The sequence below is a fragment of the Streptomyces sp. adm13(2018) genome, assembly GCF_008042145.1.
Classification (GTDB): Bacteria; Actinomycetota; Actinomycetes; order Streptomycetales; family Streptomycetaceae; genus Streptomyces.
This window is the reverse complement of the sequence record NZ_RDBH01000053.1, coordinates 1-21,198: the sequence shown is the minus strand read 5'-3', so window position 1 is coordinate 21,198 and position 21,198 is coordinate 1. Positions and strand designations below refer to the sequence as shown.

Genomic DNA, 21,198 nt, shown 5'->3' with positions numbered 1-21,198 from the left:
CCGTTGAGGTAGCCGCCGCCGGGGTTGCGGGCGGAGGCGAAGTTCAGGACGGCGACGGGGCGGGCGGGGTCGGCGGCGGTCATCCGCCGGGCGGCGGCGAGGCTGCTCTCGCCGGTGACGTCGAGGGTGGGCGTCCGGTCGGTGTCGGGGGTGACCGGAACGGGCGCGGGGCCGTGCAGTCGTGTTCCGGCCAGGGCGGCGGCGAGGTCGTCCGCGAGGGAGACGGTCCGGCCGTCGGGGGTCCGGTAGCCGCCGGCGGCGACGATCTCCTCGGTCTGCCGCGCGATCGCGCGCAGTCGTGCACTCATGGCCTCAGAATGATCGTTTCCGGTCGGCCGGGACAACGGGTTTTCCCGTGGTCGCGCCGGGCTCCGGCGTGACCCGTACACGGGCTGTTTCCGGCCGTACGGGGGCGCGGGGGGCGCGTCCGGCCGGTCCGGGGCGCTCTTGCACGCCGCTCGGCGGTGGCTTTAGGTGGAAGCAGAACGTCCCGGTGCCGGTCCCGACGACCGGCTCGACGACTGGAGGTGTACGGATGTCGTCCAGCGGCATACGGCGCGGCGAACCGCCCCTCGCGGAGGCGGACGCGGAGGAACTGCTGCGATGTATCTGCTTCAAGACCGGCCCGCCCCGGACCGTAGGGGTGGAGCTGGAATGGCTGGTGCACGAGCTGCGCGACCCCCGGCAGCCCGTCCGGCCGCCGAGGCTCGCGACCGCGCTCGACAGCGTGCGGGCCCTGCCGCTGGAGTCGTCCCTGACCTTCGAACCCGGCGGGCAGCTGGAGCTCAGCTCGCGCCCGGCCGGTTCGCTCATGGAGTGCCTGGACTCCCTCTCGGGCGACCTCCGGGCGGTCCGCTCCGCGCTCGCTCCCCTCGGTCTCGGTCTCAGCGGCTACGGGGTGGACCCCTGGCACTCGCCGCGCGGCCGGGTGCTCCACGAGCCGCGGTACGACGCCATGGAGGCGGCTCTCGACCGGTCGGGCCCCGCCGGGCGGGCCATGATGTGCGACTCGGCCTCCGTGCAGATCTGCCTGGACGCCGGCCTGGAGGAACCGGGACCGCTCGGCTACCACCGGCGCTGGCAGCTGGCCCACCTGCTCGGCGCGGTGCTCGTGGCGGCCTTCGCCAACTCCCCGCTGCACGGCGGGCGTCGCACCGGCTGGCGCTCGACGCGGCAGGCGCTCTGGGCCGACCTCGACCCCCTGCGGACCCTCGCGCCCCCGCCGGACGGCGAGCCCCGCGCCGAGTACGCCGCCCATGTCCTGGACACCCCGGTGATGTGCGTACGGGCCGAGGAGGGGCCCTGGGACGTGCCGGAGGGGATGACCTTCCGCGACTGGCTGCGCTCGGGCGGGCCCCGGCCGGCCGACGCGGACGACCTGCGCTATCACATGACGACGCTCTTCCCGCCGGTGCGGCCGCGCGGTCATCTGGAACTGCGGATGGTCGACGCCCAGCCGGGGGCGGACGGGTGGGTGGTGCCGGTGGCCGTGGCGACCGCGGCGTTCGACGACCCGGAGGCCGCCGAGACCGTGTACCGGGCGGTGAAGCCGCTCGCGGAGCGGGCCGGCGACGCGCCCGCCCCGCGCAACCCGCTCTGGCTGGCGGCGGCCCGCGACGGCCTCGCCGACCCGGAACTGCACGCCACCGCCCTGGCGGTGTTCGCCGCGGCGATCGACGCACTGCCCCGGATCGGGGCGAGCGAGGAGGTACGGCGCGCGGTGGCCGCCTTCCACGAGCGGTACGTGGTGCCCGGGAGCTGCCCGGCCGACGAGCTGGAGGTGCTGGCGTCATGACGGAGACCCGGACCGAGCGGGATCCCGAGGCGCTGCGCCGGCACGCCCTGGAGTCCCTCACCGCCGCGCGGGCCCGCACGGCGCTGCTGACGTCCTGCGTCGAGGACGACGAACTCACCGCCCAGCACTCCCCCTTGATGTCCCCGCTGGTCTGGGACCTGGCGCACATCGGGAACCAGGAGGAGCTGTGGCTGTGGCGGGCCGTGGCCCGGCAGGAGGCGCTGCGGCCCGAGATCGACTCGCTCTACGACGCCTTCGAGCACCCCCGGTCGAGCCGGCCGTCCCTGCCGCTGCTCGCGCCCGGCGAGGCCCGGACCTACGCGGCGGACGTACGACTGCGCGTCCTCGACGTGCTGGAGCGCGCCGAGTTCGACGAGCGTCCGCTGCTCCGCGCCGCCTTCGCCTTCGGGCTGGTCGCCCAGCACGAACAGCAGCACGACGAGACGATGCTGATCACCCATCAGCTGCGGAAGGGGCCCGCGGCACTGACCGCTCCCCCGCCGCCCCCGCCGCCCGGCGGCCCGCTGCCCGCCGAAGTCCTCGTCCCCGGCGGCCCGTTCACCATGGGCACCTCCGAGGAGCCGTGGGCCCTGGACAACGAGCGGCCGGCGCACACCCGGGTCGTGCCCGCCTTCCACATCGACACCGTCCCGGTCACCAACGGCGCCTACCGGGCCTTCATCGCCGACGGCGGCTACACGGACGGCCGCTGGTGGCGGCCCGAGGGCTGGGCGCAGATCAGGGAGCACGGCATCGCGGCCCCGCTGTTCTGGCGCCGGGACGGCGCCCAGTGGCTGCGCCGGCGGTTCGGGGTGACCGAACCCGTCCCGGACGACGAGCCGGTCCTGCACGTCAGCTGGTACGAGGCGGACGCCTACGCGCGCTGGGCGGGCCGGCGGCTGCCGACGGAGGCCGAGTGGGAGAAGGCCGCCCGGTACGATCCGGCGTCCGGCCGCTCGCGCCGCTACCCCTGGGGCGACGCCGACCCCGGTCCCGAGCACGCCAACCTCGGCCAGCGGCACCTGCGGCCGGCCGCCGCGGGCAGCTATCCGGAGGGCGCCTCGCCGCTCGGCGTACGGCAGTTGATCGGGGACGTGTGGGAGTGGACGGCGAGCGACTTCCTGCCGTACCCGGGGTTCACCGTCTTCCCGTACAAGGAGTACTCGGAGGTGTTCTTCGGCCCGGACCACAAGGTGCTGCGCGGCGGGGCCTTCGGTGTCGACCCGGTCGCCTGCCGGGGCACCTTCCGCAACTGGGACCTGCCCGTGCGCCGCCAGATCTTCGCGGGCTTCCGCACGGCGCGCAGCGCGGAGCTCGACTGATGTGCCGCCATCTCGCCTTCCTGGGCGACCCGGTGGCACTGGAAGAGCTGCTCGTCGAGCCGGCGCACGGTCTGCTGCGCCAGTCCTGGGAGCCCCGGTCCCAGACCAGCGGCACGGTGAACGCCGACGGCTTCGGGGTGGGCTGGTACGCCGAGGGGGACCCGGTGCCCGCCCGGTACCGGCGCTCCGGGCCGATCTGGGCCGACCTCTCGTTCGCCGACCTCGCGCGGGTGGTGCGCTCCGGGGCCCTGCTCGGCGCGGTCCGGGGGGCGACCCTGCCGGGCGCCGACGGGGAGGCGGCCGCCGCGCCGTTCGCCGCCGGGCCGTGGCTGTTCAGCCACAACGGCGCCGTCCGGGGCTGGCCGAACTCGCTGGCGCCGCTCGCCGCGGCCCTCCCCGCCGGGGAGCTGCTCGCGCTGGAGGCCAGGACGGACTCGGCGCTGGTCTGGGCGCTGGTGCTGCACCGGCTGCGGTCCGGGGACGCCCCGGAAGACGCCCTCGCCGACACGGTGCGGGAGGTCGCCGCGGCGGCCCCCGGCTCCGGTCTCACCCTGCTGCTGACCGACGGGGCGCGGATCACCGCGACCGCCTGGGAGAACAGCCTCTGGTACCTGACGGCCCCCGACCGGGTGGTCGTGGCCTCCGAACCGTACGACGACGACCGGCGCTGGCGGGAGGTCCCCGGGCGCACGCTCGTGACCGCCACCCGTGCCGACGTCACCCTCACCCCGCTCAAGGAGCCCTCCGCGTGAGCCCGTTCCAGCTGACCCGCACCCTCGCCCCGGACGCCGCCGGCGCCGATCTCCGCGCCGACGTCCTCCACGGGCTCAACCGCTCCCCCAAGGAGCTGCCGCCCAAGTGGTTCTACGACGCCCGGGGCAGCGAGCTGTTCGAGGAGATCACCCGGCTGCCCGAGTACTACCCGACCCGGGCCGAGCGGGAGATCCTGAAGGAGCGCGCGCCGGACATCGCCGCCGCGACCGGGGCCAGGACCCTGGTGGAGCTGGGTTCCGGATCGTCGGAGAAGACCCGGTTCCTCATCGACGCGCTGCTGCCGGGGCTCGACGCCTACGTGCCGGTGGACGTGAGCGAGTCCGCGCTGACCGGGGCGGCGGAGTCGCTGCTCGCCGAGCGGCCGGGGCTGCACGTGCACGCCCTGGTCGCCGACTTCACCCGGGGGCTCGCGCTGCCCGGGACGCCCGGGCCGCGGCTGGTGGCCTTCCTCGGCGGCACCATCGGCAACCTGCTGCCCGGGGAGCGGCGTACCTTCCTGCGCTCCGTCCGGGCGATGCTGGCGCCGGGCGACGCGCTGCTGCTCGGTACGGACCTGGTGAAGGACGAGGCGACGCTCGTGGCCGCGTACGACGACCCGGCCGGGGTGACGGCGGCCTTCAACAAGAACGTCCTCACGGTGATCGACCGTGAGCTGGGTGCGGACTTCGACCCGGACGCGTTCGCGCACGTGGCGGTCTGGGACGACGAGCGGGAGTGGATCGAGATGCGGTTGCGGGCCCGCCGCGCGCTGACCGTGAAGATCCCGGAGCTGGATCTCGTGGTGCCGTTCGCGGCGGGCGAGGAGATGCGGACGGAGGTGTCCGCGAAGTTCCGTCAGGCGGGGGTCCGGGCCGAACTGGCGGAGGCGGACCTGGAGCTCGACCGCTGGTGGACCGACAGCGCGGGCCGGTTCGCGCTGTCCCTGGCCACCGCCCGCTGAGCGGCGGCCGCCAGGTCGCGCCGGTCGCGGTGAAGGGCCCCGGACAGGGGGTCGCCGAGGCGGACGACGGCGGTGAGCCGGCGGGTGGAGACCACCCGCCACAGTGAGGAGCCGAGCGGGTCGGTCCCGACGTACGCCGCGGCGTCGGTGGGCCGGTAGTCGATCCGTACCGGCTGCACGGCGCAGCCGGCGTCGAGGGCGGCCTGGAACGCGGCCGGGCGGAACCGGCCGCGTTCCCGTCCGCACCAGGTCGAGCCCTCGGGGAAGACCACCACCCGGCCGCCGGCCGCGAGGACGCCGGTCAGGCTCCGTACGGTGCCGGGCAGAGCCATGAGGCCGTCCCGGTCGATGAAGAGGGTGCCGCCGAGCGCGGCGAGCGTGCCGAGCACCGGCCAGCGGCGCACCTCCGCCTTGGCGACCGACCGGCCGGGCAGGACGGCGGCGATCAGCGGGATGTCGAGCCAGGAGACGTGGTTGGCGACCACGAGGAGCGGGCCGGCGGCCGGGGCCGCCGCTCCCTCGTAGCGGACGCGGACGCCGAAGGCGCGGACCACCGTGCTCGTCCAGCGGCGGACCAGGGCGAGCCGGGTGGCGGCCGGGAGCAGGGCGGCCGCCGGGGCGAGGAGGAGGCCGAGGAGAAGGGTGCCGAGTCCGGCGACCAGCCGGGCCGTGCACCGGACGGGCCCGGCCTTCGCCGTTCCGGCGCCGGGGTGGCCGGGGTCGTACGCGGGATGCGCCGCGCAGTGGCCCGGGGTGCAGGGTGCCGTGGGGAGCCACGGCGAGGGGGCGCCCTTCCCGGTCACCGGGCCGGGACGAGCGAGAGGAAGTGGTCGAGGTAGCGGGGGTGCGTCCGGCGCAGCGAGAGCAGGACGAAGAGGTCGGCGGTGCCGAACTCGGGGTCGTGCGCCGGGGCGCCGCAGACCTGGGCGCCCAGCCGGAGGTAGCCGCGGAGCAGCGGCGGTAGTTCGGTGCGGCCCTCGGGGCGGGTGACGCCGTCGGGGCTCCAGAGCTTGTGCGGGGTGACCCAGTGCTCCTCGGGGGCGAGGTGCCTGGCCTTGACCGTGTCCCAGGTGGCGGCGGCGAGGGCGCCGCCGTCCGCGAGCGGCAGGGAGCAGCAGCCGGCGAGCCAGTTGTGGCCGGTGTCCGTCATGTAGCGGGCGAGACCGGCCCAGATGAGGGCGATGACGGCGCCGTTGCGGTGGGCGGGGTGGACGCAGGAGCGTCCGACCTCGACCAGGTCGTGCCGGATGGGGGCGAGCCGGCCGAGGTCGAACTCGCCCTCGGAGTAGAGGCGCCCGGCGATCGCGGCCCGGTCGGGCGGCAGGATGCGGTAGGTGCCGACGACCTCGCCGGTGGTCTCGTCCCGGACGAGGAGGTGGTCGCAGTACGCGTCGAAGGCGTCGGCGTCGAGGCCGGGTTCGGGGCCGTCGAGCCGGGCGCCGAGCTCGCCGGCGAACACCTGGTGGCGCAGCCGCTGGGCGTCCCGGACGTCCTGCTGGTTCCGGGCGAGGCCCACCTGGTAGCCGTCGGCCCCCGCGTGACCCACCGCGACCCGGCCGCACCCTGGCCGTGCCACGGTGGCGCCGGCCCGGTCGGGCCCCCGCCGGGCCCCGGACGGTCCCGGCATGACCCACCCCGACCGGGCCGGGGACGGTCCCGGGGATAAAATCACGTTATGCCCGAAAGTCACCATGACCCGTACGTCCGCGTCCGCGGTGCCCGTGAGCACAACCTCGCCGGGGTGGACGTCGACATCCCCCGTGACGCGCTCGTCGCGTTCACCGGGGTCTCGGGCTCCGGGAAGTCGTCCCTGGCGTTCGGGACCCTCTACGCCGAGGCCCAGCGGCGCTACCTCGAGTCGGTGGCGCCGTACGCGCGGCGGCTGATCCACCAGGTGGGGGCGCCCGCGGTCGGCGAGATCACCGGGCTCCCGCCGGCGGTCTCGCTGGAGCAGCGCCGGTCCTCGCCGAACGCCCGGTCGTCCGTCGGGACGGTCACCACCCTCTCCAACTCGCTCCGCATGCTGTTCTCCCGCGCGGGCCGCTATCCGGCGGGCGCCGAGCGGCTGGACTCCGACGCGTTCTCCCCCAACACGGCGGTCGGGGCCTGCCCTTCGTGCCACGGTCTGGGTCGGGTGCACGACACGAGCGAGGAACTCCTCGTCCCCGATGCGGAGCTGTCGATCCGCCAGGGTGCCATCGCCGCCTGGCCGGGCGCCTGGCAGGGGAAGAACCTGCGGGACGTCCTCGACGCCCTGGGGTACGACGTCGACCGGCCGTGGCGGGAGCTCGACGCGAAGGACCGCGAGTGGATCCTCTTCACGGACGAGCAGCCGGTGGTGACCGTCCATCCGGTCCGGGACGCGGACCGGATCCAACGCCCATACCAGGGCACGTACATGAGCGCCCGGCGGTATGTGCTGCGGACCTTCTCCGACTCGAAGAGCACGGCCCTGCGGGCGAAGGCGGAGCGGTTCCTCACCAGCGCCGCCTGCCCGGTGTGCGGGGGCGGGCGGCTGCGGCCGGAGGCGCTGGCGGTGACGTTCGCGGGCCGGAGCATCGCCGACCTGGCGGCGCTGCCGCTGACGGCCCTGTCCGGGCTCCTCTCCACCGCGGCGGCCGGGGAGGGGGAGACCGCGCGCGTCCTGACCGGCGACCTGGTCGCCCGGATCGCGACCGTGACCGAACTCGGCCTCGGCTACCTCAGTCTGGACCGGGCCACCCCCACCCTCTCCAACGGGGAGCTTCAGCGGCTGCGGCTCGCCACCCAGCTGCGCTCGGGCCTCTTCGGCGTGGTCTACGTCCTGGACGAGCCGTCCGCGGGCCTGCACCCGGCCGACACGGAGGCGCTGCTCGTCGTGCTCGACCGGCTCAAGGCGGCGGGGAACTCCGTGTTCGTGGTGGAGCACCACCTCGACGTGATCCGGCACGCCGACTGGCTGGTGGACGTCGGTCCGCTCGCCGGGGTGCACGGCGGACGGGTCCTGCACAGCGGTCCGCCGGCCGGGCTGGCGACGGTCGAGGCGTCGGCGACCCGCCGTTTCCTCTTCGACCGGGAGCCGGGTCCCGCGCGGGAGGTGCGCGCGCCGGCCGGCTGGCTGCGGACGGGGCCGGTGACCCGGCACAACCTCCGGGAGGTCGACGCGGCGTTCCCGGTCGGGGTGCTGACCGCGGTGACCGGGGTCTCGGGATCGGGCAAGTCGACCCTGGTCGGCGCGCTGACGGAGGAGGTCTCCGGGGTGGGGCGGCTGGTGACGGTGGACCAGCGGCCGATCGGCCGTACCCCGCGCTCCAACCTGGCCACGTACACGGGTCTGTTCGACGTGGTGCGGAGGCTGTTCACGGAGACCGAGGAGGCGCGGGCCCGCGGCTACAAGGCGGGCCGGTTCTCCTTCAACGTCCCCGGCGGGCGCTGTGAGACCTGTCAGGGCGAGGGGTTCGTCTCCGTGGAGCTGCTCTTCCTGCCCAGTACGTACGCGCCGTGCCCGGACTGCCACGGCGCCCGCTACAACCCCGAGACGCTCCAGGTGCGGCTGCGCGGTCTGAGCATCGCCGAGGTCCTCGACCTGACCGTGGAGGGCGCCGCGGAGTTCTTCGACGGCACACCCGCCGCCGCGCGGAGCCTGCGCGCCCTGCTCGACGTGGGCCTCGGCTATCTGCGGCTGGGGCAGCCCGCGACGGAGCTGTCCGGCGGCGAGGCGCAGCGGATCAAGCTGGCGACCGAGCTCCAGCGGCCGCACCGCTCCCCCACCCTGTACGTCCTGGACGAGCCGACGACGGGGCTGCACCCGGCCGATGTGGAGGTGCTGATGCGTCAGCTCCACGGCCTGGTGGACGCGGGCCACTCGGTGGTGGTCGTCGAGCACGACATGGACGTGGTGGCCGCCGCGGACTGGGTGGTCGACCTCGGTCCGGGCGGCGGGGACGAGGGCGGTCGGATCGTGGCCGCGGGGCCGCCGGACCGGGTGGCGCGGGCGGCGGAGAGCCGCACCGCGCCGTATCTGCTCCGGGCCCTGGGGTCCGCCGGACGGGGCTGAGGCCGTCCGGCGGGCCCGTGGCCGCGGGTCAGGCCGCCGTGTCGAAGGTGTAGTGGCGGGTGTGGTCGAGCATGTCCGCCGGGGTCACGTCGTTCCACGGGCGCATGGTGTCGCCGAGGTCGACGACGTTCGGGGTGCCCGCGGCCGGCAGGTACGGGGACCGGGGGTGCCGGGCCTGCCAGTCGGCCCACAGCTTGTCGATGAAGGCGTGGTGGAGCCAGAACACGGGGTCGTTCGGGGAGACCCCGGTGCCCATCTGGCCGCCGACCCAGACGTGGACGCGGTTGTGGAGGTTCACCCCGCGCCACCCTTCGAGGTGGTTGCGGAAGCCGTCCGAGGAACTGTTCCACGGGGCCGTGTCGTAGGTCTGCATGGCGAGGACGGAGTCCACCTCGGCGCGGGTGGGGAGCTGGCGGCCGCCCGCCCCGAGGTCGCGCCGGAGGTAGTCGCGGCTGTCGACGCGGACGCTGATCGTCCACCGGTTGCCGCTGCGGGCGAACGCGCCGTCGAGCACCTGGCCGTCGCGGGCGCGCCCGGTGCCGCCGAGGAAGTCGGGCGCCCAGAGCGAGGAGCGGGACGTGCGGTCGGCGGTCCAGTCCCAGTAGGGCAGGTTGACGGTCGGGTCGACGGACTGGAGGGCCTGCTCGAACTCGATGAGGAAGCGCCGGTGCCAGGGCAGGAAGGACGGCGACCGGTGGCCGACGCGGTCGCCGGTGTCGGTGTCGCTCATGATGAAGGCGTTGTGGGTGGTGACGAAGGCGTCGTACCGCCCGGAGCGCTTGAGCTCCAGGAGGGCGGCGACGAAGCGCCGCTTCTCGTCGGCGGTGAGGGTGGCCTGGTTCTTGCGTACGGTCATGACGGGTGTCGCTCCTGGATCGGTCAGCCGAGGGTGAGGGGTACGAGCGGGGCGCCCTGGAGTTCGCGGACGGCCGCGCGGGCCAGCGACTTGGGCGTGGCGACGGGCTCGTAGTGGTTGATCACGCTGATCCAGGTGCCGTCGGCGTTCTGCATGACGTGCAGTTCCTCGCCGTCGATCGTCACGGTGTAGCCGCCTCCGTGGTGTCCCCCGTGGTGGCCGCCGCCGTGCGCGGGCCCGCCCTTGATGCGACGGCCCTGGTAGACCTCGTCGAAGGACGCCGGAGCCGGTCCGGCCGCGGGAGCGGCGTCCCGGGGCGTGTCGGCGAGCGCGGAGCCGGCCAGGGCGAGGCCGGCGGCCGCCCCCGCGGCGCCGGCCGCGACGCCGAGGGCCCGGCGGCGGGTGATGCTGGACATGGAAACCCCCAAATGGTCTGTGCGACCGGGGGTTTGGTCATATGCCCCCGGCAGCCCACATCAGTACCCGGGGGTGGCGGCGGGGCGGAAATCGCGACCGGAGGGTTGGCCAGGAAGCAGCCAACTTGTCACACTATGTACAGGATTGAACGGAGTTGATCTTGCCGTCCGGGCAGCCGAAAGCACCCCGGAGAGAAGATCTTACGGAGAAAGTGATCTTCTCGTGAAGGATCTTTCGCTTCGGGGTGCTCTGTGTGGCGGAGCCCACGCCGGGAGACTGTCCGGATCCGGCCTCAGCCGCGACCCGCCTTGCGCTGAGCCCGCAGCCACTCCTTGTTCATCGCGGAGATCGACGGCAGCGGGATGCCCTTCGGGCAGGCCGTCGCGCACTCCCCCGTCAGGGTGCAGCCGCCGAAGCCCTCGGCGTCCATCTGGGCCACCATGTCGAGGACCCGGGTCTCGCGCTCCGGGGCGCCCTGGGGCAACACGTTGAGGTGGTTGACCTTGGCGGAGGTGAAGAGCATCGCCGAGCCGTTGGGGCAGGCCGCCACGCACGCCCCGCAGCCGATGCACTCGGCGTGCTCGAAGGCGGAGTCGGCGTCCGCCTTGGGGACGGGGGTCGCGTGCGCCTCGGGGGCGGCCCCGGTGGGGACGGAGACATAGCCGCCGGCCTGGATGACGCGGTCGAAGGCGGACCGGTCGACGACCAGGTCCTTGACGACGGGGAAGGCGGAGGCCCGCCAGGGCTCGACGTCGATCGTGTCGCCGTCGTCGAACGACCGCATGTGGAGCTGGCAGGTCGTGGTCCGCTCCGGGCCGTGCGCGTCGCCGTTGATGACGAGGCTGCACGCGCCGCAGATCCCCTCGCGGCAGTCGTGGTCGAAGGCCACGGGGTCCTCACCGCGCAGGATGAGGTCCTCGTTGAGGGTGTCGAGCATCTCCAGGAACGACATGTCGGCGGAGATCCCGTCCACGTCGTAGGTGGACATCGCGCCGGGGGTGTCGGCGTTCCGCTGGCGCCAGACGCGCAGGGTGAGCCTCATGCGTAGCTCCGCTGGGTGGGGTGGACGTACTCGAAGGTCAGGTCCTCCTTGTGGAGGACGGGGGCGGTGCCGGTACCGCCGAACTCCCAGGCCGCGGCGTAGGCGAAGCGCTCGTCGTCGCGGGCCGCCTCGCCGTCGGGCGTCTGGGACTCCTCGCGGAAGTGGCCGCCGCAGGACTCGGCGCGGTGGAGCGCGTCGAGGCACATCAGCTCGGCGAGCTCCAGGTAGTCGACGACGCGGTTGGCCTTCTCCAGCGACTGGTTGAACTCCCGGCCGGTGCCGGGGACCCGGATCCGGGTCCAGAACTCCTCGCGGATCTCCGGGATCCGGGCGAGGGCGGTGCGCAGCCCCTCCTCCGTCCGGGCCATCCCGCAGTACTCCCACATGAGTTCGCCGAGTTCCCGGTGGAAGGAGTCGGGGGTGCGGTCGCCACCGACGGCGAGGAGGAGGTGGAGCCGGTCCTCGGTCTCGGCGAGCACCTCCCGCACGGCCGGGTGGTCGTCGGTGACGGGCTCCGCGTGGGGGTGCCGGGCGAGGTAGTCGTTGATGGTGGCGGGGAGGACGAAGTAGCCGTCGGCGAGGCCCTGCATGAGGGCGGAGGCGCCGAGCCGGTTGGCCCCGTGGTCGGAGAAGTTGGCTTCGCCGACGGCGAACAGCCCGGGCACGGTGGTCTGGAGGTCGTAGTCGACCCAGAGTCCGCCCATCGTGTAGTGGACGGCGGGGTAGATCCGCATGGGGACCTCGTACGGGTTCTCGGCGGTGATCCGCGCGTACATGTCGAAGAGGTTGCCGTACTTCTCCTCGACGGCGGCCCGTCCCATGCGGCGGATGGCGTCGGCGAAGTCGAGGTAGACGCCCTGCCCGCCGGGGCCGACGCCGCGGCCCTCGTCGCATACGTTCTTCGCGGCGCGGGAGGCGATGTCCCGGGGGACGAGGTTGCCGAAGGAGGGGTAGATCCGCTCCAGGTAGTAGTCGCGCTCGTCCTCGGGGATGTCCGCCGCTGCCCGGGTGTCGCCCTTGGCCCGGGGAACCCAGATGCGGCCGTCGTTGCGGAGGGACTCGCTCATCAGGGTCAGCTTGGACTGGTGGTCGCCGGTGCGCGGGATGCAGGTGGGGTGGATCTGGGTGAAGCAGGGGTTCGCGAAGTACGCGCCGCGCCGGTGGGCCCGCCAGACGGCGGTGGCGTTGGAGTTCATGGCGTTCGTCGACAGGTAGAAGACGTTGCCGTAGCCGCCGCTGGCGAGGACCACGGCGTCCGCGTAGTGCGTGGAGATCTCCCCGGTGACCAGGTCGCGGGCGACGATGCCGCGGGCCCGTCCCTCGACGACGACCAGGTCGAGCATCTCGGTGCGGGCGTGCATCTCGACGTTGCCCGCGGCGATCTGCCGGGACAGCGCCTGGTAGGCGCCGAGCAGGAGCTGCTGGCCGGTCTGGCCGCGGGCGTAGAAGGTGCGGGAGACCTGGACGCCGCCGAAGGAGCGGGTGTCGAGGAGTCCGCCGTACTCGCGGGCGAAGGGGACGCCCTGGGCGACGCACTGGTCGATGATCTCGACCGAGATCTGCGCGAGCCGGTGGACGTTGGACTCGCGGGCGCGGAAGTCGCCGCCCTTGACGGTGTCGTAGAAGAGGCGGTGGATCGAGTCGCCGTCGTTGCGGTAGTTCTTCGCCGCGTTGATGCCGCCCTGGGCGGCGATGGAGTGGGCGCGGCGCGGGGAGTCCTGGAAGCAGAACTGGACGACGTGGTAGCCCTGTTCGGCGAGGGTGGCGCCGGCCGAGCCGCCCGCCAGGCCGGTGCCGACGACGATGACGCGGTGCTTGCGCCGGTTGGCGGGGTTGACCAGCTTCGCCTGGAAGCGGCGGGTGTCCCAGCGCTCGGCGACGGGTCCCTCGGGGGCCTTGGTGTCGGTGATCGGCTCGCCGACGGTGTAGTCCGCGAATTCGGTGGGGTTCATGGATCAGCTCACCAATCCGGTCATGACGCCGACGGGGACGGAGACGAATCCCGCGGTCAGGACGATCGCGAGGGTGGTGGCGAGGCCCCTCAGGAGGCGCTCGCGGCGGGCGCTGCCGACCCCGAGGGTCTGGGCGGCGCTCCAGAAGCCGTGCCGGACGTGGAGGCCGACGGCGAGCATGGCGACGATGTAGATGACGTTGCCGTACCAGGTGGAGAAGGTGTCGATCACGTTCTGGTAGGGCTTGCCGTCCTCGAAGCCGCCGGGGTGCACGGTGCCGGTGGTCAGGTCGAGGACGTGCCAGACGATGAAGAGGGCGAGGATGATCCCGCCCCAGCGCATGGTGCGGGTGGCGTAGGAGGCGCGCCGTCGGCGGTGGACGTACGCGGTGGGGCGGGCCTTCACGTCACGGCGGCTGAGCTGGTACGCGGAGACCGCGTGGGCGGCGACGGCGGCGAGGAGCACGATCCGGACGATCCACAGGGCCCACTCGTGGTGCAGGACGGGGGCGCCCAGGACCCGCAGCCAGTGGGCGTAGCCGTTGAACTCCTCGGGGCCGAAGAAGACCTTGAGGTTTCCGGCGACGTGGGCGACGAGATAGCCGAGCATGAGCAGCCCGCTGACTGCCATGACCGTCTTCTTGCCGAGGGTCGACGACAGGAAGCCGCGATGCGGTGTGGGGGACGGCGGGCGGTTCGTCGTCCTGTCCCTCGTGGGTGCCAGAGCCATGCGTACGACGCTAGAGCCGAAGGACCCGAGAGGTCCAAGACATGGTCCGGCTGATCTCGATAGGCCTGTCCTATGAACGTGTCCTACTCTGGTCCCCATGCAGTTCCAGCAGCTCCTCTACTTCGTCGCCGTCGCCGAGACCCGGCACTTCACCCGGGCCGCCGAGCGCGTCCACGTCTCGCAGCCCTCCCTCTCCCAGCAGATCAAGGCCCTGGAGCAGGAGCTGGGCGCCGAGCTGTTCAGCCGCGCCCGGGGGAACATCACGCTCACCGACGCGGGCGAGGCCCTGCTCCCGCTCGCCCGGCGGATCCTCGCCGACACCGAGACCGCCCGGATCGAGGTCCAGGAGCTGGCGCAGCTGAAGCGGGGCCGGGTGCGACTCGGCGCGACCCCGAGCCTCTGCACGGGCCTGCTTCCGGACGTGCTGCGCGCCTTCCACGACCTGCACCCGGGGATCGAGCTGCTCATCGAGGAGGGCGGCTCGCACGACCTGGTGCGGGAGCTTGCGCGCGGCGCCCTCGACCTGGCGCTGGTCGTGCTGCCGCTGCCGAGCCCGTCACCGGCGCTGACCACGGTGGAGCTGCTCCGGGAGGACCTCGTGGTGGTCTCCTCCGCCTCGGCCCCGGCGCCGCGCCGCCCGGTGCGGATCACCGACTTGCGCGAGCAGCCGCTCGTGATGTTCCGGCACGGCTACGACCTGCGGGAACTCACCGTGGCGGCCTGCCGGGCCGAGGGCTTCGAGCCGACGTTCACGGTCGAGGGCGGCGAGCTGGACGCGGTCCTCGGGTTCGTACGGGCCGGGCTCGGGCTCGCGGTCGTCCCCGCGATGGTGGCCGCGCGGGCCGGCCGCGACCTCCGGGTGACCGCCCTCGCCCGGCCGGGCCTGCGGCGGACGATCGCCCTGGCCCACCGGAGCGACGTCGCGCCCCCGAGGGCCGCCCGGGAACTCCAGCGGATGCTGCTGGCCTCGCGACGGGGCGGCCCGGACCGGGCCGCGGCCGCCCGCTGACCCGTCGCCGCCGACCTTCCTGCCCGCCGACCTACCGCCGCCTGAGCCACCACCGTCCCGCGCGGGGTCAGCTCGGCCGACGGCGGCCGCCCCGTTAATCCATGTGCGGCACGGCGTCGCCGACTGCGAGCATGCCCCCATGGTCCACGCTCTCGAACGTCTGGTCGTCCGGCACACCCGTCGTCTCCCCGCCCCCGCCGGTCCGGCCGGTGACGGGGCCGCCCTCGCGCACCGGTTCGACGCGGCGCTGATGAGCGTCGGGTTCAAGCTGTCGGGAGAGCTGGTCGGGCACCTGTCGGGGCTCGCCGGACCGGTCGTCGTGGAGACCGCCGTCCGCACCCTGGCGACCGTCCGCGAGATCGTCGGCGACCACGTCCGACACAACGTCTACTTCATCGACTTCCCCGCCAACGTGCCGGACACCGCCGACTTCTGGCGGGAGTGCGTGGCCGAGGCCCTCGCCGACGACGACTCCCGCGCGCGGACGGTCGACCAGCTCCGCGCCGGCGTCCTCGACCTGCTGACCCTCCCGTCGTACGGCCGCTACCGGCACGGCTACGAGGACATGCTCGCCGTCCACGACGAGCTGATCGCGGCGGCCGGCGACCGGCTGACGGTGCTGCACCTCGGCGCCGACGCGGACACCGAGGCCGGCGCGCTCTATCCGGCCCTGGCCGGCAGCACGACCCCGCTGAGCGAGGAGCACCTGCGCGACCTGGCCCTGCTCGCCGAGCACTGCGCGGACGGCCCGCAGCCCGAGGCGATGCCGGTGCGGGAGAACCGCGCCGTCGTCAACCAGGCCCGCCTGCGGAGCGGCGCCGCTCCGCTGCTCGACACCGTGACCGACGTCCTGCGGCTGGCCTGCGCCCTCGTGGACGGGGACGTCACCCTGCGCGTGCCGACCCGGTTCCGCGCGCTGCCGCGCCGGCACCGCCGGGCGCTGCTCGCGGGGCTGGACGCCCTCGTGGCCGCGTCCCCGGCGAAGCTGTCGGACGTGTCCGCGCACGGGGAGGCGTGGAAGCGCCTCGGGGAACGGCTGCACCCGCACGAGTACCCGCACTGGCCGAGGGCCGCCGAGGTGTTCGCGGTGGCCCGCGGCGAGCGGCGGGTGCCGTCCTTCGACAGCCGGGTGGAGGAGCTGCTGGCCCGCGGCGAGGTCGCCGGCGCGGCGGAGCTGCTGGCCTCGCACGCCCCGGGGCGACTGTTCCGCGCCCTGGACCGGCTGCTGCGCACGGCGGACGGGGACAAGCAGCGCGAGGCGGTCCTCGCGGCCGTCGAACGGGCCGCGCCCCGGGTGTCGGGCCGGGTCGTCCTGTCGGTCCGCGAGCACGTGCGCAACCGCGCGGGCGGGAGCGCCGGGCAGCCCCGGGTGTTCGTGAACCGGGAGGCCAGGGGCTGGGTCGCCGACGACACCCGGCCGGCCCTGGCGGACGCCGACCGCGAGCGGGTCATGGCGGTCCTCGACGCCGAGACCCGGCGCCGGCTCCCGTCTCCCGGGCGCCTGCTGATCGACCCCGACGTCCTGGACGTGGCACTGCCGCTGAGCGGCCGCGCGGCCTCGGCGGGGCTCGGCGTGCTGCCCCGCGGATCGGTCTCGCCGGTGGAGGGGGAGCTGCTGCGCTTCTTCACGTACTGGCGGCAGGCGTCGCGCTCCACGGACCTGGACCTGTCGGCGCTGGTCCTGGACGAGGAGTACGCGACGGTGACATGGCTGTCGTACACGGCCCTGACCGACGTCGAGGGCCGGCACTCGGGTGACATCACCGACGCGCCGGACGGGGCTTCGGAGTTCATCGACCTGCGGCTCGGCGCGGTGCGCGGCACGTACATCGTGCCGCAGGTGCACGTCTACTCGGGGGAGGGCTTCGACGAGGTCGCGGAGGGCTTCTTCGGGTACATGCTCGGCGAGGGCGAGCAGCGCGGGCGGCCCTTCGAACCGCGCACCGTGCGGATGAAGTCGGATCTGCGCGGCGCCGGCCGGGTGGCGCTTCCGCTCGCCTTCCGGCGGGACGCCGAGGGGCGCTGGCACGCGCACTGGCTGCACCTGTATCTGAGGGGCGCGCCCTCGGCGAACCGGGTCGAGGGGCACCGGGTGACGATCGCGGTCGTGATGCGGGCCCTGATGGGGCGCAGCTATCTGACGGTACGTCATCTGGTGGCGCTGATGCAGGAGTCGGGGACGGCGACGGCGCTGTGGGACGGCCGGACCGTGCCGGACGCCCCGGTGACCTTCATCGGTCTGGAGCGGCCCGAGGGGCTCGCTCCCGGCTCGCGGGTGTTCACCCCGGAAAATCTCCGCGACCTGCTGCCCGCCTGAGTGCTACGGTCGCTCCCGGGGCGAGGCCATGGAGAGGCTTCCTTCTACCCACTCCATGAAATAGTCTCTCCGCTTTCCTCCCCCGTACTTCTTCCCGGCCTCCCCGCTCCGTGCGGGGAGGCCGGTTGCGTGTGCCGGGTCTCAGACCGCGTCGGCCAGGAGCAGGGAGTGGATGCGGTCCGGCGCCCCGGGACGGGCGTAGTACCAGCCCTGAGCCGTATCGCAGCCGAGGTCGCGGAGCTGGCGGGCCTGGGCGCCGGTCTCCACGCCCTCGACGGTGACGGCGAGTTCCAGGCTGTGCGCCAGGGAGACGATCCCCTCGACGATCTTGAGGTCGACCGGGTCGACCGGGTGCTGCTGCATGCCGCGGGTGAAGGAGCGGTCGAGCTTGAGGACGCTCACCGGCAGCCGGCGCAGGTTGGCCAGGTTCGAGTAGCCGGTGCCGAAGTCGTCGAGCGCGATGTCCACGCCCATCTCGGCGAGTTGGCGCAGCGGCTTGAGCAGGCCCTCGTCCGCTCCTATCAGGGCCGACTCGGTCACCTCCAGGCAGAGCGCGCCCGGTTCGAGGCCGGACCGCTCCAGGACGTCGACGGTGTCGGCGACCAGGCGGGGGTGGTGGAGCTGCGTCGGGGAGAGGTTGACGTTGATCCGCAGCGGCCCGCCGTCGGCGTGCCGGGCCTGCCAGAAGCGGGCCTGCCGCACGGCCTCCTGGAGCACCCAGCGGCCGAGCGGGACGATGAGGCCGGTGTCCTCGGCGAGCGGGATGAACCGGTCGGGGCCGAGCACGCCGTGCTGCGGGTGGCACCACCGGACGAGCGCCTCGGCACCGTGCACGCTGCCGTCGCCGAGGTGGACGAGCGGCTGGTACTCGATGAAGAACTCGCCTCGCTCCAGGGCCGTCGGCAGGGCGGTGGTGAGGCCGTGCCGGGTGATGGCCCGGGCGTCGGCCTCCGGGTCGGCGAGCTCGAAGCGGTTGCCGCCGGCGGACTTGGCCCGGTACATGGTGATGTCGGCGCTCCGCAGGACCTCGGCCGGGGTGCGCTCGCCGGCCGGGCCCTCGACGACGCCGAGGCTGCCGCGGACGGTCAGTTCGCGGCCGTCGATCCGCAGGGGCGTGGCGAGGGCGGCGAGGATGCGGTCGGCGAGTTCGGTGACGTCCTGTTCGCTGCCCGGGCCGGTGGTGAGGGCGACGAACTCGTCCCCGCCGAGCCGGGCCACCATCTCGCCCGATCCGGTGACGCAGCTCTGCAGCCGGTCGGCGACCTCGACGAGGAGCCGGTCGCCGGTGGAGTGGCCGAGGCTGTCGTTGATGACCTTGAAGCCGTCGAGGTCGAGGTAGCAGAGGCCGAAGCGGGCGTTGTCGGCGGGCGCGAGGGCCTTCTCCAGGCGCTCGAAGAACAGCGTCCGGTTGGGCAGTCCCGTCAGCGCGTCATGGGTGGCCTCGTACCGCAGGCGGAGGTGGAGCAGGCGGCGCTCGGTGGTGTCCTCCAGGAGAGCCAGCTGGTACTGGGGGTTGCCCTCGGCGTCCCGGAGGAGCGAGACGGTGAGGTTGGTCCAGAGGACCGTCCCGTCGCCGCGGTAGTACGGCTTCTCCACCCGGTAGTGCTCGCGGTCGCCGCGGACGAGCTCCTCGTACAGCTTCCAGACGTGCGGTCCGTCCTCGGGGTGGACCCACTCGCTGACCTTGCGGTTGCGCAGGGGTCCCTCCATCCCGCCGAACATGCGGGTGAGGGTCTCGTTGACCTCCAGGACGTTGCCGTCGAGGTCGGCGATGCCGATGCCGATGGCCGCGCCGTCGAAGACCGCACGGAAGCGGCTCTCGGTGGCGTGCAGGGCGATCTCGGCGGCGCTGCGGGCGGAGAGCGCGGAGCGCGCGATGGACTCCTGCTCGGCCCGGGTGCGCTCGCGCAGGGCCTGGGCGTAGCCGGTGGCCATGGCGTGCTGGAGCCGGGCGCAGCGGGCGCGCAGCTCCTCCGCGGGGAGTGCGGACTCCGTACCGCAGTAGAGCACCAGGTACGAGTCGACGACCCCGAGGCTGCGGCCGAGGGCGTCGGGGTCGGTGCAGTGGGCGGCGACGAGCGCCGCGCCGGCGCGCTGGGCCGGGGCCGTGTCGAAGGGCCGGGCGTGCAGCGCGTCGTTCAGGGTGCGGGCCAGCGGCAGCAGATGGCCCTCGAACTCCGCACGGGTCAGGGAGGTGGCGGTCACCGGGAAGATCGCGCGGCTCCAGATGGTGACGAACCGCCTGAGTCTGTCCTCCGGGCCGTCGGCTTCGGCACCCCTGCCGGGCGGCTGAGACGGGACCTTCACGCCGTGCGCCCCACCCCTGCGAAACCGGAGTAGGCGTAGGGATCCTCCTCCTCGACCGGGCTGTCCGGACGCCACAGGGGCATCGGGACGAGGCCGGGCTCGATCAGTTCGGTGCCCGCGAAGAAGCGGGAGATCTCGGCGCCGGAGCGCATCACCAGCGGGCTGCGGATGTTCCGGTAGACACCGACGGTGCCGCCGGCCTGCTCCTCGGGGAGCGGGATCCCCTCGTACGAGGCGTGGGTGATCACGAGGAGGCTGCCGGGCGCGAGCGCGTCCAGGAGTTCCGAGACGGCCTCGTACGGCCGGTCCTCGTCCTCCAGGAAGTGCAGGACCGCGACGAGGAGCAGCGCCACCGGCCGCTCCAGGTCGAGGAGTCGGGACACCTCGGGGCTGCGGAGGATGTCGGCCGGCTTGCGGAGGTCGGCGGCGACGACCGCGGCGCCCTCGTCGCCGTCCAGGACGGCGCGGCTGTGGGCCACGGCGACCGGGTCGTGGTCGACGTAGACGACGCGCGCGGCGGGGTCGGCGGCCCGGGCGACCTCGTGCACGTTGCCGAAGGTCGGTATGCCGGAGCCGATGTCGAGGAACTGGGTGACGTCGTTGTCAACGGCGTGGCGGACGGCGCGGCGCATGAAGGCGCGGTTCGCCTGCATGACCTTGGGCAGGCCAGGCATGAACTCCATGGCCTTGCGCGCCGCTTCCCGGTCCACTTCGAAATTGTGCGAGCCGCCCAGATAGAAGTCGTACATACGGGACACGCTCGGCACCGAAATGTCGATACCAGGCGGAGCCCAGGCGGGACGCTCCATCAATGTCTCCAACAAGTCGCCACGGGGATGCGGCCATGTGTTCGCGGCCGGTGTTCGAGGTGAGGCTACTGATCGCCCGCCGAGAGAGCGAGTGGAAACGGAAATTCGCGATCCGTTCTTGGTCACACGCCTTTGGCACGTGCTCTCGGGAACGAAGAGTTCACGCCTTCAGGCTGTGCAAATTCACGTGCATATGAGTGTGCGTCGGCTTCTCGGCCCGGCTGCGGCTCCCCGCGACGGGCGCTCAGGCCCCGCCCGTACCTCGGGTGTTGCCCGGGGAGGGAGCTGGTCGCCGGTGCAGGATGCCTCCCTCTTCTTCCCTTCCGACAGGGCGACAACCGGACAGTTATCGATCCGAGGCCGGAACGGACCCGGTCCGCCGCCTTCCGGAAAGCACGGGCCCCCGAGCACGGGGTGATTGAGCGCCGACGCACCTCCGGGACTGTGCCGGGTGGGGCGAAAGGTCAAACCGATGCGGCCCGAGATCCGCTCCATCCGGCGAATCAGACGCGTTTCCCCTCCGGCGCGCGGTGCCTCTGATCAAGCTCGACGGCGTGTCTCTGTACGGATCACTCCTCGCGCGGCCGCTTGCGGCCCTCGGACTGGTGTGGCTGCTCGCCGCTCCCGTGCCCGCCGCCGCGGACGCCTGCGCCTACGCCTCGACCGGCCCGGGCGGCTCCCACGTCGCCGTGGCGATCGCGGGCGACGGCCACGACGGCCACGACGGTCAGGGCGGCTCAGGAAAGGGCAAGGGCAAGGACCACGGCGACGGCCACACCAGTCCGAGGGCCGCAAGCGGCCGCGCGAGGAGTGATCCGTACAGAGACACGCCGTCGAGCTTGATCAGAGGCACCGCGCGCCGGAGGGGAAACGCGTCTGATTCGCCGGATGGA

Annotated in this window: 17 protein-coding genes and 1 pseudogene; 8 read left to right on the top strand and 10 right to left on the bottom strand. The window is 73.5% G+C overall.

The features are described from left to right. Window positions 1–308: TIGR02452 family protein (locus EAO70_RS38825; RefSeq protein ID WP_261992655.1), on the bottom strand; the 308-nt coding region annotated here is incomplete at its 3' end. A 227-nt stretch (window positions 309–535) separates the two neighbouring features. Between EAO70_RS38825 and egtA the strand changes: the two genes are divergently transcribed. Genes egtA through egtD form a run of 4 tightly spaced genes read left to right on the top strand, consistent with a single transcriptional unit; the run spans window position 536 to window position 4,831 of the window. Continuing rightward, window positions 536–1,795, top strand: a complete 1,260-nt coding sequence (gene egtA, locus EAO70_RS04285; protein ID WP_148001678.1) for an ergothioneine biosynthesis glutamate--cysteine ligase EgtA — start codon at window positions 536–538, stop codon at window positions 1,793–1,795. Continuing rightward, window positions 1,792–3,117 (top strand): ergothioneine biosynthesis protein EgtB, encoded by a 1,326-nt coding sequence (gene egtB / locus EAO70_RS04280; protein ID WP_148001677.1) that lies wholly within the window; start codon window positions 1,792–1,794, stop codon window positions 3,115–3,117. The genes egtA and egtB overlap by 4 nt, the downstream gene beginning before the upstream one ends. Beyond that, a complete protein-coding gene (gene egtC, locus EAO70_RS04275) occupies window positions 3,117–3,869 on the top strand; it encodes an ergothioneine biosynthesis protein EgtC (RefSeq protein ID WP_148001676.1) in 753 nt (250 codons plus the stop codon). The genes egtB and egtC overlap by 1 nt, the downstream gene beginning before the upstream one ends. Beyond that, window positions 3,866–4,831 (top strand): L-histidine N(alpha)-methyltransferase, encoded by a 966-nt coding sequence (gene egtD / locus EAO70_RS04270; protein ID WP_148001675.1) that lies wholly within the window; start codon window positions 3,866–3,868, stop codon window positions 4,829–4,831. The genes egtC and egtD overlap by 4 nt, the downstream gene beginning before the upstream one ends. Here egtD and EAO70_RS04265 read toward each other — a convergent pair. Together EAO70_RS04265 and EAO70_RS04260 are read right to left on the bottom strand one after the other, a co-directional pair. After that, the gene (locus tag EAO70_RS04265) at window positions 4,726–5,634 is read right to left on the bottom strand and encodes a lysophospholipid acyltransferase family protein (protein ID WP_148001674.1); all 909 of its coding nucleotides are present in this window, start codon (window positions 5,632–5,634) and stop codon (window positions 4,726–4,728) included. The two genes, egtD and EAO70_RS04265, sit on opposite strands and share 106 nt — an antisense overlap. Next, window positions 5,631–6,458 (bottom strand): GNAT family N-acetyltransferase, encoded by an 828-nt coding sequence (locus EAO70_RS04260; RefSeq protein ID WP_410091032.1) that lies wholly within the window; start codon window positions 6,456–6,458, stop codon window positions 5,631–5,633. The genes EAO70_RS04265 and EAO70_RS04260 overlap by 4 nt, the downstream gene beginning before the upstream one ends. Window positions 6,459–6,506: 48 nt before the next feature. On the opposite strand from EAO70_RS04260, the gene EAO70_RS04255 reads away from it, so the two are divergent. Beyond that, on the top strand, window positions 6,507–8,867 hold the full coding sequence (locus EAO70_RS04255; protein ID WP_148001672.1) for an ATP-binding cassette domain-containing protein: 2,361 nt from the start codon (window positions 6,507–6,509) through the stop codon (window positions 8,865–8,867). 28 nt (window positions 8,868–8,895) lie between these two features. Here EAO70_RS04255 and melC2 read toward each other — a convergent pair whose 3' ends face one another. The 5 genes from melC2 to EAO70_RS04230 all read right to left on the bottom strand — a co-directional run bounded on the left by melC2 (window position 8,896) and on the right by EAO70_RS04230 (window position 13,863). Then, complete coding sequence (gene melC2, locus EAO70_RS04250) at window positions 8,896–9,723, bottom strand: tyrosinase MelC2 (protein WP_148001671.1); 828 nt, start codon at window positions 9,721–9,723, stop codon at window positions 8,896–8,898. Between the two features lie 23 nt (window positions 9,724–9,746). After that, window positions 9,747–10,139 (bottom strand): apotyrosinase chaperone MelC1, encoded by a 393-nt coding sequence (melC1, locus tag EAO70_RS04245; protein ID WP_148001670.1) that lies wholly within the window; start codon window positions 10,137–10,139, stop codon window positions 9,747–9,749. 293 nt (window positions 10,140–10,432) lie between these two features. After that, window positions 10,433–11,182 carry a succinate dehydrogenase/fumarate reductase iron-sulfur subunit gene (locus EAO70_RS04240; RefSeq protein WP_148001669.1) on the bottom strand — a complete coding sequence of 250 codons (750 nt, stop codon included), beginning with the start codon at window positions 11,180–11,182 and terminating at the stop codon, window positions 10,433–10,435. Next, window positions 11,179–13,134 (bottom strand): fumarate reductase/succinate dehydrogenase flavoprotein subunit, encoded by a 1,956-nt coding sequence (locus EAO70_RS04235; RefSeq protein WP_148001668.1) that lies wholly within the window; start codon window positions 13,132–13,134, stop codon window positions 11,179–11,181. The genes EAO70_RS04240 and EAO70_RS04235 overlap by 4 nt, the downstream gene beginning before the upstream one ends. A 3-nt stretch (window positions 13,135–13,137) precedes the next feature. Beyond that, entirely contained in the window at window positions 13,138–13,863 is a 726-nt protein-coding gene (locus tag EAO70_RS04230) for a succinate dehydrogenase (protein WP_148001667.1), read from the bottom strand. A gap of 97 nt (window positions 13,864–13,960) precedes the next feature. On the opposite strand from EAO70_RS04230, the gene EAO70_RS04225 reads away from it, so the two are divergent. Continuing rightward, on the top strand, window positions 13,961–14,872 hold the full coding sequence (locus EAO70_RS04225; RefSeq protein WP_148001666.1) for a LysR family transcriptional regulator: 912 nt from the start codon (window positions 13,961–13,963) through the stop codon (window positions 14,870–14,872). Window positions 14,873–15,011: 139 nt separating this feature from the next. Further along, on the top strand, window positions 15,012–17,189 hold the full coding sequence (locus EAO70_RS04220) for a TerD family protein (protein ID WP_148001665.1): 2,178 nt from the start codon (window positions 15,012–15,014) through the stop codon (window positions 17,187–17,189). Window positions 17,190–17,330: 141 nt separating this feature from the next. Here EAO70_RS04220 and EAO70_RS04215 read toward each other — a convergent pair whose 3' ends face one another. Then, window positions 17,331–19,496 (bottom strand): putative bifunctional diguanylate cyclase/phosphodiesterase, encoded by a 2,166-nt coding sequence (locus tag EAO70_RS04215; RefSeq protein WP_148001664.1) that lies wholly within the window; start codon window positions 19,494–19,496, stop codon window positions 17,331–17,333. Continuing rightward, the gene (locus EAO70_RS04210; RefSeq protein WP_148001663.1) at window positions 19,493–20,305 is read right to left on the bottom strand and encodes an SAM-dependent methyltransferase; all 813 of its coding nucleotides are present in this window, start codon (window positions 20,303–20,305) and stop codon (window positions 19,493–19,495) included. The genes EAO70_RS04215 and EAO70_RS04210 overlap by 4 nt, the downstream gene beginning before the upstream one ends. Window positions 20,306–20,835: 530 nt before the next feature. Between EAO70_RS04210 and EAO70_RS37580 the strand changes: the two are divergent. Next, a pseudogene (locus EAO70_RS37580) lies at window positions 20,836–21,198 on the top strand (hypothetical protein); the annotation flags it as partial.

Excerpts from the sequence above, each read along its gene's own strand:
- EAO70_RS04230 (WP_148001667.1), bottom strand. The coding sequence starts at position 13,863 with ATGGCTCTGGCACCCACGAGGGACAGGACGACGAACCGCCCGCCGTCC.
- melC1 (WP_148001670.1), bottom strand. The coding sequence starts at position 10,139 with ATGTCCAGCATCACCCGCCGCCGGGCCCTCGGCGTCGCGGCCGGCGCC.
- EAO70_RS04210 (WP_148001663.1), bottom strand. The coding sequence starts at position 20,305 with ATGGAGCGTCCCGCCTGGGCTCCGCCTGGTATCGACATTTCGGTGCCG.
- EAO70_RS04225 (WP_148001666.1), top strand. The coding sequence starts at position 13,961 with ATGCAGTTCCAGCAGCTCCTCTACTTCGTCGCCGTCGCCGAGACCCGG.
- egtA (WP_148001678.1), top strand. The coding sequence starts at position 536 with ATGTCGTCCAGCGGCATACGGCGCGGCGAACCGCCCCTCGCGGAGGCG.
- EAO70_RS04255 (WP_148001672.1), top strand. The coding sequence starts at position 6,507 with ATGCCCGAAAGTCACCATGACCCGTACGTCCGCGTCCGCGGTGCCCGT.
- EAO70_RS04240 (WP_148001669.1), bottom strand. The coding sequence starts at position 11,182 with ATGAGGCTCACCCTGCGCGTCTGGCGCCAGCGGAACGCCGACACCCCC.
- EAO70_RS04235 (WP_148001668.1), bottom strand. The coding sequence starts at position 13,134 with ATGAACCCCACCGAATTCGCGGACTACACCGTCGGCGAGCCGATCACC.
- egtB (WP_148001677.1), top strand. The coding sequence starts at position 1,792 with ATGACGGAGACCCGGACCGAGCGGGATCCCGAGGCGCTGCGCCGGCAC.
- EAO70_RS04220 (WP_148001665.1), top strand. The coding sequence starts at position 15,012 with ATGGTCCACGCTCTCGAACGTCTGGTCGTCCGGCACACCCGTCGTCTC.
- EAO70_RS04260 (WP_410091032.1), bottom strand. The coding sequence starts at position 6,458 with ATGCCGGGACCGTCCGGGGCCCGGCGGGGGCCCGACCGGGCCGGCGCC.
- melC2 (WP_148001671.1), bottom strand. The coding sequence starts at position 9,723 with ATGACCGTACGCAAGAACCAGGCCACCCTCACCGCCGACGAGAAGCGG.
- egtC (WP_148001676.1), top strand. The coding sequence starts at position 3,117 with ATGTGCCGCCATCTCGCCTTCCTGGGCGACCCGGTGGCACTGGAAGAG.